Raw genomic sequence first — 11961 nt, 5'->3', positions numbered from 1 at the left:
CGAACATGGGCATCGATGATTTCTGCATCCGCATTCAGGGAGGTCTCCGGCCGCGTACCCAGCACCGTGTCGCTCTCGACGGACTCCAGTACCGTGGTGAGGTCCAACGAGGGATCTTCGGAGTGCAGCGGTACGCGCACGGCGGCCAGCTCTGCAGCATCCGCAGCCGTCAGGTGTACGTCGGTCAGGTCGTTGTGGTAAGCGGGCCGAGATGGAGACTGGGCAGTCATTGGTGTCCTTGAGTATCGTGAGGTGAAAGTTCAGGTGCGATAAAATCAGAGAAGGTTAGGCAGCGCGTTCATGATGGTGTCTGCGGTGGTGACGCCGAGGGCGAGCATGATGGGCACACCGATCAGCCAGGCTTGCCATTTGCCCCAGCGAGTCCAGAGCCACCAGAGTGTGATTCCGGCTGCGGCGAAAATGACCAACATGAAGAAGGAGCTGAACAGGCGGCTTTGGTCCTGTCCCATTGCCCGCTCGATCGGGGGGAGCGCCGGGTAGGCAAGTACCTTAGTCGGGGTGGTCTGCACGGGGGAGGTGAGCTCGGCGTCGATGTGCAGCACACCGGACGGGAAGAGAGCGAGACCGTCGGCGGTCATCAACTCCAACCGGCCTTTTCCTTGCGCCAGTGGTGCTGGCATCGGGTCGCCCGCCCGGCGGAGGGCGAACACGGTGTAGCTGTGCACGCCTTGTCCGGTCGTCACAGCGATCTCGTCGCCCGGCTTCAACTCGTTTAAGGATCCGAACGGTCCGCCATACGCGGTTTGTCGTCCGAGGATCACGCTCGTGCCAGCCTGGCCGGGCATCACCGAATCCCGGCGGTGACCGGCGCCGGCGCGCAGCGCCTCACCGGTCGACCCCTCGACGACCACTTCAGTAAGTTTTGTTGCGCCGATCTGGATGAGCGCCACCGGAGTGCCAATGGTCACAAGTTCGGCATCCAGATCAAGTTGACCGACCGGGGTCTCCGCCTTGGCGAGTGTCGTGCGCAGCTGCTGATAGCTGAGGTCTTGGGCGCGATGGTGTTGGAAGACGGAGAACAGCGCCACGTGGCTCACAAAACCCAGAAGCAGCAATGACACGGTGAGAATCGCTGCACCTGCCCACCAGCGCGTGTCCTTCGGTGCGAGCTGGCGGGGCGGCGGCGGAAGCCGCGAGCCACCTGCCCGCGCCGGGCCTCGGGGGGGCGGCTTCCGCGGGCCACCGCTAGGCGCGGCGCGGCGCGGCGCAAGCACGCGACTGAACTTCTCGGTGACCGCAAAACGGTTGATGCCGGTCGGTCGCGACGGCGGCCGCGACGGCGCGGCAACGCCCATAGTGTTGGGTGTGCTCGATGGGGCAGGCAGGGCTGTGGACGTCGCCATTAGGCGCTCGTCGTCGTCGCCGAGGGCAGCGCTGGGACCCGCATCACACGAAGCAGGTGCCCGCCAGCCAATGCAAGCCCGGCCGTGCCGACAACGCCGCCGGCTCCCCAGACCCACATCGGAAACGAAGTAGCCGAGGCCACCAGCGCGTCAGAGCCGACCAACACAGTGGTCAGGGCGATCCTTGTGCACCATCCCGTGAACTGCACCGCATGCGTGCCCGGCAGGGCCGCCTCGTCCACGGGAAAAACCGCCTGCACCTGACCCTGCGCGTCGGCGGTGAAGCTGCCGACCAGGGCAGGCTCAGAGAACATGACCAGTTGCACCTGCTCTCCGACGCCAAACCCAGAGGCTGTTGCGGTCACCTTCTGCCCTGGCTCGTAGACTTTTTGGTCAACGGTGGCATTTTCACCGGTCGTAGCCGGAACCGTCGGCACGGTCGGCTCGACCGGAGTGCACTCGTCCGCAGCGCCGTCTACGCCGCCGGCGGCAGCGGTACCGGCGCCCACGCCGCCCACGCGACCCACAGTGGCGCGAGGCACCGTGGCAACCGGCACGACCGTCGGGTCAGGCGTTGGAGTAGGCGTTGGCGAAGGCGTGGGCGAAGGCGTGGGCGTGGGCGTGGGCGTTGGCGTTGGCGTGGGGATCGTCACCGTGAAGTCGGTGTCCTGACCGTCAGCGGCGAACACCGCACCGCCGCCCGCAAGCCCAAGACTCGCCGTCACCGCACCGAGCAGCAGAGCTGATGCCACCAGGCGCCCCGCGCTGCGGCGTTTCGGCGGGCGAGCTTCGCCCGGGGTGAAAGTTACGGGAACAGCGTTCATCGGGCGGTCTCACTTTCGTGTTCGGGGGCAGATGCCCCGCGGTTGATGCGTTCTTCGGTACGGATCTGCTCGGCGAAAGCCGCAAGCTCAAATCCCAGGAGCTGTCGCGACCGGCGACGCCACCAGAACCAGGTCCCGGTCCCACCACCGAGCACCGCGATGGTCCCGAGCAGAGACCACGGCACCGCCCAGGCGACGGTGGACTCCGTGAGAACGGCAGGCGCAGCATCCTGCGCTGCTGCAACACCGGAGGCCGGAGCGGCAGCGAGGGTGATATCGGCGAACAGCAGCATGAGCGGCGGCACGTCGGCAAAAAGGGCCTCCACATGGGCAACGCCGCCGGGCAGCACATCGGTTACCGGGTCGAGGGTGACGGTGCCGAAATCGGTGCCGAAGGGGCCGGTGAGGTGCACGGCCGGCGTGGCCGTCAGGCGCATGTTGCCAGTATTGGCCACGTCGAATCCGATCCGCCCGGTACCGCCGCCGAAAGGGTTCCAGGAGCCGTCATAGCCCGAGACAAGCCCGGTCAGTGCTAGCTTGGGAAGCAGGGCACCCTCGACCCGCAGATAGATGCGGGTGCCCACCCGCTGCTCAACGCTGACGGCTGACCCGGTGGAATCGACCGCTTCGGACTGGAACGAGGCCACGATGCCCGCGGCGTGATCGCCCGGTGTCGCATCGTGGGGCACAGTCACAGTAAAGGGCACATCGGCGCGACTGCCGGGCTCGAGGGTGATGGTCACGCCCAGACCTGCCGCGCAGGCTCTTTCGGCCGCGTCGTTGGTATCAGCACAGACCGCCGCGGCGGAGTCGACGGATGTCCACGCTCCCGCGTCGACAGATGCTTGGTCAGCACCGATCAGGGTGAATGCGGCGGTGGTGTAGTCGGTTGTGGCGTCTGCCGCGTGCACCCGGAAAGTGGCGGGACGGGAGGAGAAGTTGGAGATGGCGACCCAATCGCTGATGGTGGCGCCCGGGGCGACGGTGTAGTCGAACTCGGGGCGATCATCCGGTCCCTGCGGCGTTGACGGCTGCACGCTCCAGGTCACAGCGTTCTCCCCCTCGGCGAACGCCGCGGTGGGAGAAGCTAGAAGCAGGGCTGCGGCGAGGGCCGCCGTCAGTCGCGCGAGGGCCGAAACACGAGTAGTCATGGAATCTTTCGGTTTGCACAAATCAATAGTGAACGTGTCAGGAGTGAACTGCTCAGGCGCGGCCCCGGTGCCGCATCCTGCCCACCGAAGTCAGCGGGATGCGGCCAAACAGGTGGTGCCTAGATGAGGGTGAGAGTGAGTGTTGCGCTGTACACGCCAGCTGCCGAGTCGGCTGGAGCTTTCAGCGTGATGCCGGCATTGATGGTGGTGTCCGCGGTGCTGACGCCGGCCGCAGCCTGGGCGAGGGGGGTGCTGGCCGACAGTCCGCCGGAGGCTCCGGCGATGACCTCGATGCCGGCCGTGCCGGCATTGGTTGCACCGACCAGGGCCGGCTTCCAGCCGAGGCTGGTCGCTGCGATGGTCTGCGTGGCGTCGGCGGTGTTGACGAAGTTGGTCGAGTTGCCGCTGAGGGTCCACGCGGTGCGGGCCCGGCGGTTGTCAGAGACGGTGACTTGGCCCAGCGATCCGGTGGCCACATACGAGGTGCCGTCGAGGGCGGCCTGGTTGAGGGCCACAGCACCCGGAGTCATCGTGAACTTCAATCCGGTAGCAGACGCCGGGATCGTGACGGTGATGGCGGTGTTCTGCGGCGGTGTCGGCCCGGCGACGGTGGTGACCGTCGTCGTCGCGTTGACGGCGGAGTCGGTGTATTTCGTGTCGCCCTTCGCCGTGTAGCCAGCCGTGAAGGTATATGTCCGGTCTGCGTCAAGCACCGGTGTTCTCCAGGTGGCCACCCCGGCCGAAACTGCCGCCTCGCCGCTGACCGGTGTGGCCAGCCCGGAGTAGTTGCCGGAGATGGATACAACACCGGTGGCGTCGGTCGCCACACCCGCGCCAGCGGAGACGGTGGACGTCAAAGTGACCGAGCCGTCAGCGTTGGCGGTGGTTTTTGTGAAAGCGATCGACGGAGTGAGCTTCGCCTCATTCACCGGATTGGCAACTACCGTCCACGATTTCGCTGCGACGTTCACGTCAAGGGTAACGAGAAAGTACTTCGAATCAGCGAACGAGTCGGTCATGGTTCGAAGCGCGGGATCGCACGTCACGATGAACCGGTTGAGGCCGGTCTGAAACGTGACCTCGTTCCAACGGACGGCGGCCATGCCGTCCAAGTAGATGTACTCGCCCGCGGTCTCGTTCAGACCATAATAATTACCTGGCGGAGTGCGTACCCACTCCGCAGCTGACGATACTGTGCCGTCGGGAGCGATGACGAGGGAGCGTGACGAGCTTCGGTAGCCGACGGGACAATTGGCCAATTCGTTCGAGATCACGTCCGGGCCTAACACAAGCGCAGATGTTTTCGACGCGAAAAAATCGCCCGTTCGACTCGCAGGAGTGAAAACGAGGGGTGCGTCGGTGATCTGCAGCGTCGGGTCGAGGACCACGTCTGCTCCATGGGCTGCCGTCGGCGCGCCCGCGAGGAGCGCGAGCACGATTGTCATGACGATTGACGCGCCGGTCGCTTGTCGACCGGCCGCCGTTCGGGATGCCTTCATTGTTTATCTCTCTGGTTGTAGACGCATTGTGCGGTGGGAAAGCGGTTTCGGATGAATCCCGCTCGAAATCGGGGCGGAAAAGTCTTTCACAATTGATGGCGTACGTCACTGCTCAAAGCTGGGGCGGCCGCTGAAAACGGCCGCCCCAGCCCCGGTGCTACGGGTATCTAGTTAGCGCGGAACGACGCGGTGTCGCCGGCGGTATAGGTCACCCCATCAATAGAGACGCCGCCCGCCAGGCTGCCGAACCCGAAGTCGGTGATGACGAGCGCGGTCGACGGGCCAGGCCGGTTCGTCGTGTATGCCTGAGCGGATGCTCCGCTGAAGGCGGCGGCAAGCTGCGCGTTCGTGGCCAGCTCTGCGTTCTTGACGACGGTGAAGACCGGGCGTGCTATCGGGAACATGGTGTTGAGCGCGACCGGCGCGGTGCCGGTCGTGGGCGCAATTCCACCGATTGTGCCGAGGATTGCGCCATGGCGACGGTCGGTGATGCTCACTCCGGCGTACTGCGACTCGATGGTGGCCTTGTTGTTCTGAGCGACCCACTGGGCGATCGAGAACGGCACTATCGCCGTCGTCGGGAGCGCGGCCAGCACGCTACCGTCGTGCTCCTGCACGCCGCCGCCGGTGTAGGCGTCATCGACTGCGGAACCAAAACCAGTCGGTGCAAGCTGCGACTGCCAGAAGCTGCGCGTACCCGATCCCAATTGGGGGATGAACGGAGTGATCTGAACGCCGGCCGTTCCCTCAGTGCCCACCTTGTAGCTGGTTCCGTTGATGGTCACGTTGGCCCCGTTGTCAGCACTGTAGATCGCCGTCAGCTGGGCCTGGGTAAGGTCGTGCGGAATCGTCGTGTTGCTCGAGTGCACGGCAAAGCTCACCGCGTCGAGGGCCAGCGGAATGTAGGAGTACGTTCCACCAGGTACCCACTGGGATGCGGCACTGGACGAGCGGGCAAACTGGAGGTCTGCGTCGCTCAGCGTGACACCGCGCCATGCCGTACCTGTCTTCGCGGCCTTCAGCGCGTTGACACCCTCACTCGAACCGTTCGGTCGTTCAAAGCTCGGCCCGCCGGTGCGTGTGTTGATCAGGTCGTGGATAGCGCCGGTAGTGGGGTTCGTCGCGTTATACGAACCTGCGACACGGGTTTGTTCCGAGAGCATGGCCGAGGAGAGACCGTTGTTCAGGTCTTGAGTGGTGTCCGATCCCACGCCGCTGAGCGCACGGTAGGTCGGAGCACCGCTGGGATCCGCAAAGGCTGCGGACGAGCCTGTGAATATGGTGGCTACCGCGGCAGCGGCGGCGATGGCGCCAAGACGCCAGTTCTTCTTCATTTGCATTAGCTCATACCTTCTGATATTGTTCCCCCTTGTATCATTGGCCCTGATGGGCTCGGCCCCTCACCTGCTTGTGCGAGACTGGTGAGGGGCTTCCTCGTTCAGCCGGGAAACGTCAGCGGATCGAGTAGCTGTGGGAGACGCCTGATAGCGTCTCGGGTCGAGGTCATACGCTGGCCCGTCTCCTGCGCAGCAAAAACGGTGCCGCGGCGAGGCCGCCGATACCGATCAGCAGGCTGATACCGAGCGCGCCCTGCGCAGCCGACGAGGTGAGCTCGGTGTTGGCGGCCGTGAGCTGCACCGGCGTCTGCGTCACCTGAACCTGAGTCAGTGCGGCAGCCTCCGGCGACGCGCCCACGACGGACACACCCGTCGTTCCCGCCACCGGCGCGGGCAGGGCAACGTCGGTCACCGGGTTCGTCGGAAGCGTCGGGGGCGCAACCAGAGCATCGGCGAATCGAAGGGTCGCGGCCGTCTGGGCCTGGGTGAGGGGCGCAAAGCCCGGCGGCAGCTGCCCCACCCCGGTTCCAACCGTGTTGCCGTCAGCGGCGGCGTAGCGCAGCAACTTCGCATACTCGGTGCGTGCCGTCGCGTCCAACGAGGTCGACGCCAGGTTCGCGGCGGCGTTCACCGCAAGGGTGAGCGGATACGCGCCGTCTGTGAGGGTGGCAGGGTCGATCTGGGCGAATCCGGTTTCAGCGTCCACACTCGCGCCGGCCGCCGCACTCTGCATCGATTCGGTGCTCGGCCGGGCGAAGGAACGCGCGCTGGCTACCGTTTTTTCGCTGGTCAGTTCGGCTAAGGGCAGTGGCAGGCTCGCCGTGCCCAGGCTAAAGCGCGCCGCCGACGCAGCCGTGGTCGGCCCCATGATGAACTTCTGACTTGCCGCTGAACCCGGCTGCGCGGGGACGAACGCACCGTTACCCAATGCGCCCACGGGTTTCGACGGGTCCCAACTGTAAGTGGCCCTGGTGTCGATGCTAAAGATGCGGGATGCGTTCGAGGTGAAGCTGGTGGAATACGGGAACGCGGCAACACTGTCGAGCTGGTTACCTTTGAATTGATCGTCGGCCATTTCTTTACTCGGGGTGATCGACTGGTCGGCCTTGAGGAAGGTGTCGATGGGATCGGTCGCAAGATTGAAGGGAAGCCCGCCGCCGACGGCGTTGGCGTGGTCCGCCGGCAGGAAGTAGGGGTTCACGACTCCGCCCCAGGGGTCAGGTTCGCCCGCCAGGAAGGCGCGCGCGTCGGCATCGGCCTGGATATACGACCAGAGCGCTTGCACCGCGTCGTCACCCTGCGGCCCGACAACGACGAAGGCCTGCCCATTATTGTTGCTGAACTCGACCGGGTTGCCGAGGGCGGCCCACTCCGGGTCCTCTGGCAGCACCTGCGCAACGGACAGCTCCCTGGAAAGAGACTGGGTCTCAGAAAATTTCCCCTCGAAGAAAGGTTTGTCCCTCCAGTACGACGCGGTGAGCAGTTTGGCGAGCAGCCGGGGCGTCAGCTTCACGTCGGTGTACTGGGTGGTTCCGTTAGCGATGACGAAGCCAAAGACCAGCCCGGTGTTGGCGATGGGTCCGTACTGCACATCGGCCGCCTCAACGAGGGCAGGATCGGTCAGCCCGATACTGGATGCGCTGACGGGGGACGACACCAGGGCCATATCGGCCTGACCGGTGAGCAACTGCGAGCGGTTCACGTTGCCGGAGTTCGTGCTGAGGCTGTAGGTGGCACCACCGTCGGCAGCGCAGAGCGCCGGCTGCCAGGCACTGATCGCCAGGGTAACCGTGTCACTGCCAACCAGGCGGCGTTCTGCGGCACCGGCCGGACACGACCCGGAGGGGTCCAAGAAGTCCAGGGGGATCACGATCCGGTCGTCGAAGAAAGAACAGTACGGCGTAACCGGCGATCCCACCTGCTGGTCATTTGCGGCGCCGTAGGGCAGGCCGCCATAGACGGCTGACATGCAATCTGTGGCGGGCTTCCCCTCGATCCCGCCGGAGTGTACTCCGCGGGGTACCGCCACAAGCCAACACCGCTCTGCAGCGGCGGATGCCGGGTTGCCGCAGCCAAGGTGGGGCGCCGCTGCCGCCGACTGCACCCCGAAGGCCGTACTGGCATGACCGTCGGTATCGATGGGCAGAAACGGCACCTCGTTTGACGTGTTGGCATTAAAGAACGTCCCGAGCCCGTTGTATTTGATCACAGCATTGGCATATTCCACCGTGTACGGTTCGCTCACCTCACCGCTGACCGAACGAAACGGAAGCGTCCCCTGTGCGCCGCGCCAGCCACGGTTGTACGTATCACCGCCGATCATTGTCTGCATAAGATCCGTATTGCCGTTGCCGCCGGTGCCCGGATCCCAGCCGCCGTATTGGCAGGTTTCTGCGAAGTCGTCGGCAAGCGGGTCGGGGCCCCAACACTGCATGAGCTGCAGGTAGTTGCTCGCACTTCCGTCCCACCTCTGATTCCTGGTGGGGGCCATGCCCGACGCCGAGACGGTGATGGCGCCGTCGCTGAGGCCGGCGGTCTGCGAGACGGTGATTTGGAGGTTTTTGAAGTCGTCCCAATGGCCGGAGCCGGCGTCGTTGCCCGTTGCGTCGCTGAGCCGCCCGGCATGGTCCACCTGGTACTGCTGTAGATCGGCGCTGTTGCCGCCGGCCCACTTCACCGTCACGGACGAATCATCTTCCACGGCTTGGGCGGATGATGCTGCGTTCACCGACATGACACCCCCGGCAAGCAGGGCTACAGTGACGAGGCTCACCGCCTGCGCGAGGCGCTTGCGGGTCGAAGGGTGCTGAGCTGAAGCGGTAGTCATGAGCGTGTCAGTCCTCTCGATGTGTCCGTAATACCGTCAGTAGGATCGGGCAGCAGGCTCGTGCGACCCCGTTTGCCCAAGATCGGTGGTATCGCCGAGAAGGCGAACAGGCCGCCGCCGAAACCAGCCATGGCCAATGACGGCAGCAGGCTTACCGCTGCCACGGGGATGGACTGCGGGGATGCAGCCACGATGACCGGCGCCGTCTCCGCATCCAGCACCCCCTCGCTGCCGGCCGCTTGCTGGCCGTCACCTGCTGCCGGCCCACCACCTGCCCCCGTTTCATCGCCGGCGGCAGTTGCCGCTCCCGGGCCCGTTGCAGCTCCCGCGCCGGTGGGCGTGTCCTTGGCGCCCCCCGTACCGGTGGTGCACTGGGTTGGACCCTGCTTGTCGCAATCGGCCGGGTACGGTGCCTCGTTCGCCAGCTTGTTTGAACCGTCCGGCGAGAAAGTGGGGTTGTTGCAGTCGGTGATGCCCTTGATCACGGGGTTACCGCCCGGCACCTTCTGCAGTTGCTTCTGCCCGGCCTGCACGAGGTTGATCGGCAGCGGCGAGTAACCGAGCACTTCGGCGCTCTGCTGGCCCTCACAAAGAAAATAGGCGCCGAAATCCGCCAGGGTCAAGCCCTTGTTCTCGGTGAAGCTGCCTCCCAGCGCTGTAGGCAGGATGCTGTACGAGTACGAAGAGAGGGAATACGTGCGCGGGTCAGCAGATGTGTAGACGTTGGTGAGGTCTTGGGTGAGGTACTCGGGTGAGGCGGTGTCTTCGTTGATTTGAGCACTGAGCAGTCCAACGGCAACATTCTGAGCGGTCGGCTCGGTGTAGTAGCCGGCACCGTTGAGCACCTTGGCGACGGGGTAGCCCGAGTTCAGGGCGTAAGAGTACTCGACGAAGGTGATCGCCCCCACGGCATGCGGGAGTGCCACGTAGCCGGCGACACCGTTGGATCCGGATCGGGCGACGAATCCGGAACCGGGAATGACCGGGTAGTTGCTCGTGACGCCGCAATGATCATTCACCAGGGGACGCCCAACCTTCGGGCAGTACGCATCCCACAGGCCCGCATGTTCTTGTCGAAGCCAGATCGACACCTGCGCGGTGGCGCCGGAACCGTCAGAACGCACCACCGGAACGATCGGGATGGAAGGGAGTACGAGGGCGGGATTGTCGACTTTCACCTGGGGGTCGTCCCAACGAGTGATCACGCCGGTGAAGATCTTCGCGATGGTATCGCCCGACAGTCGCAGGTTGGTTACCCGCTTACCACCAATTTCGAGGTTGTACATGAATGCGGTGCCGCCGGCGACGATCGGCATGTACGCGAATTCGCGACTGGGGCGAATATCCGCCTCATTGCTGTTGGCGATGGCGTACGGAATCTCCGAGACGCCGAAGTCGGAGGTGCCGTTCGCGAAATCGTTTCGACCCTGAGTCGAGCCGGACTCGGAGTAGGTGATCTTCCACTGGTAGTTAGCCCACACGTTACGAATCCACGCCTGCAGCGCATTGGCCGACCAGGTGGAGCCTGAGCCTACGATCGGCGAATGCACCGTTCCGACGGCGTAGGCGGGTAGAGCACCGGCGGCTCCAAAGACGCCAAAGGCGATCAGGGCGAGGCCAAGCAACGCGACGGTCACGCGCGCCACACCCCAACGTGGGATTCTCTGCAGGCTCATCGGGTGACCTCCTGGTCGTCGGGAATTGCTGGAACGTCAAGCCGATCGGGTGTCGTCGGCACGCGCTGGTCGAATCGAACGGCGTCGCGCAGCGAAGCGGCGCGAGCTCGCGCCTGCCCCCCGGGAGAGAGCACGCCTGCTCCCTTTCCGCCGATGATGCGGGCGACAAGGAACAACACAAACACCAGCACCATCAACACCGCCGCGGCACCGAAACCTCGCGCGATCTGCGAAGGCTCGGGCGACTTCACCAGCGTGAAGGTGGCGAAAGGCAAAGACACCATCGGCCCGGAAAATGGGTTGAGGTTGTAATAGGTGGTGTAGCCGGCGGTCAGCAGCACCGGCGAGGTCTCTCCGATGCCGCGGGCAGTGCCGAGGATGATCGCGGTCATCAGACCGGACTTGCTGGTGGGCAGCACCACGTGCCAGATCGTGCGCCACTGGCTGGTGCCCAGTGCCAGCGACGCTTCCTTCAGCGTGCCGGGCACCAGGCGCAGTACGACGTCGGCCGAGCGGATAATGATCGGCAGGATCATGATCGTGATTGCCAGGCTCGCCGCGAATCCCGATTTGTCGAAGCCGAACAACAGGATGTAGGTGGCGTAGATAAAGAGGCCGCACACGATGGACGGCAGCGCCGTCATCGCCTCAACCACGGTGCGCACGATGCGGGCGAAAGGACTCGGAAACTCAGCGAGGAACACCGCGCAGAGAAGCCCGAGCGGAATCGCGATAGCGAGTGAGATCGAGATCATGATCAGGGTGCCAATGGCCGCATGCGCCATGCCGCCGACGGTCATCGGGTCGAGCGGGCCAGCCAAAGACAGGTCCTGAACCCAGAAGTTCCAATTGAGAAAGGCCTCGGAGCCGCGACCGAGAGTGAAGACGATCACCACGGCAAGCGCCAAAATCAGAACCACCGCGAGGGAATGCATGACCACCGCGGCGACTCGGTCAATCACCGTCACCCGGTTGTCGTCGAAGCTGATCAGCACCACGAAGAACCCGACGAAGAGCAGGTAGGCGATCACGACGAACGTGAGCGGTCCCTCGAAGGGAAAAACCTGAGCAAACAACCAGGCGGTGCCGGCGACGGCTGCGGCCGCTGCGCCAACAACGCGCAACACGTCGTCGCGGCGGATCCGCGCGAGGTTTCGCCGCGTCTCGGGGCGGGTGGGATGGCTGCTGCGACCATCACGGCCCGGGACCGCCGTGCGGGTGATGCGTCCGGGTCTTTGCGCACGCCGCTGCGCGCGAGGAGTATCAGTGATTGTCATCGGGGT

8 protein-coding genes are annotated in these 11961 nt (G+C 64.8%); all 8 read right to left on the bottom strand.

All coding sequences use genetic code 11. The annotated features are described in order from the left end of the window. Positions 1 to 275: 275 nt before the first annotated feature. Positions 276 to 1082, bottom strand: coding sequence for a sortase (locus BMW72_RS03880; protein WP_166787743.1), 807 nt, complete (start codon positions 1080 to 1082; stop codon positions 276 to 278). A gap of 281 nt (positions 1083 to 1363) precedes the next feature. Next, positions 1364 to 2188 carry a hypothetical protein gene (locus BMW72_RS18950; protein WP_194088168.1) on the bottom strand — a complete coding sequence of 275 codons (825 nt, stop codon included), beginning with the start codon at positions 2186 to 2188 and terminating at the stop codon, positions 1364 to 1366. Beyond that, positions 2185 to 3339: a WxL protein peptidoglycan domain-containing protein gene (locus BMW72_RS03870; RefSeq protein WP_092107426.1), complete on the bottom strand. Its 1155-nt coding sequence runs from the start codon at positions 3337 to 3339 to the stop codon at positions 2185 to 2187. The genes BMW72_RS18950 and BMW72_RS03870 overlap by 4 nt, the downstream gene beginning before the upstream one ends. Positions 3340 to 3458: 119 nt before the next feature. Beyond that, positions 3459 to 4838 carry a WxL domain-containing protein gene (locus BMW72_RS03865; protein ID WP_092107424.1) on the bottom strand — a complete coding sequence of 460 codons (1380 nt, stop codon included), beginning with the start codon at positions 4836 to 4838 and terminating at the stop codon, positions 3459 to 3461. Between the two features lie 167 nt (positions 4839 to 5005). Further along, the gene (locus BMW72_RS03860) at positions 5006 to 6172 is read right to left on the bottom strand and encodes a type 2 periplasmic-binding domain-containing protein (RefSeq protein WP_134450384.1); all 1167 of its coding nucleotides are present in this window, start codon (positions 6170 to 6172) and stop codon (positions 5006 to 5008) included. A gap of 169 nt (positions 6173 to 6341) precedes the next feature. Next, the gene (locus BMW72_RS03855) at positions 6342 to 9002 is read right to left on the bottom strand and encodes a hypothetical protein (protein WP_092107420.1); all 2661 of its coding nucleotides are present in this window, start codon (positions 9000 to 9002) and stop codon (positions 6342 to 6344) included. Next, the gene (locus tag BMW72_RS03850) at positions 8999 to 10678 is read right to left on the bottom strand and encodes a substrate-binding domain-containing protein (protein WP_092107418.1); all 1680 of its coding nucleotides are present in this window, start codon (positions 10676 to 10678) and stop codon (positions 8999 to 9001) included. The genes BMW72_RS03855 and BMW72_RS03850 overlap by 4 nt, the downstream gene beginning before the upstream one ends. After that, the gene (gene pstA / locus BMW72_RS03845) at positions 10675 to 11955 is read right to left on the bottom strand and encodes a phosphate ABC transporter permease PstA (RefSeq protein ID WP_092107416.1); all 1281 of its coding nucleotides are present in this window, start codon (positions 11953 to 11955) and stop codon (positions 10675 to 10677) included. Before pstA ends, BMW72_RS03850 begins: the two co-directional genes overlap by 4 nt. Positions 11956 to 11961: the final 6 nt, after the last annotated feature.

The sequence above is a fragment of the Cryobacterium luteum genome (assembly GCF_900110125.1).
Classification (GTDB): Bacteria; Actinomycetota; Actinomycetes; order Actinomycetales; family Microbacteriaceae; genus Cryobacterium; species Cryobacterium luteum.
The sequence above is the reverse complement of the archived record's forward strand: the minus strand, read 5'-3'. Positions and strand labels throughout refer to the sequence as shown.

Coding starts and splice junctions, on each gene's coding strand:
- BMW72_RS18950 (WP_194088168.1), bottom strand. CDS start 2,188: ATGAACGCTGTTCCCGTAACTTTCACCCCGGGCGAAGCTCGCCCGCCG.
- BMW72_RS03870 (WP_092107426.1), bottom strand. CDS start 3,339: ATGACTACTCGTGTTTCGGCCCTCGCGCGACTGACGGCGGCCCTCGCC.
- BMW72_RS03865 (WP_092107424.1), bottom strand. CDS start 4,838: ATGAAGGCATCCCGAACGGCGGCCGGTCGACAAGCGACCGGCGCGTCA.
- BMW72_RS03860 (WP_134450384.1), bottom strand. CDS start 6,172: ATGAAGAAGAACTGGCGTCTTGGCGCCATCGCCGCCGCTGCCGCGGTA.
- BMW72_RS03855 (WP_092107420.1), bottom strand. CDS start 9,002: ATGACTACCGCTTCAGCTCAGCACCCTTCGACCCGCAAGCGCCTCGCG.
- BMW72_RS03850 (WP_092107418.1), bottom strand. CDS start 10,678: ATGAGCCTGCAGAGAATCCCACGTTGGGGTGTGGCGCGCGTGACCGTC.
- pstA (WP_092107416.1), bottom strand. CDS start 11,955: ATGACAATCACTGATACTCCTCGCGCGCAGCGGCGTGCGCAAAGACCC.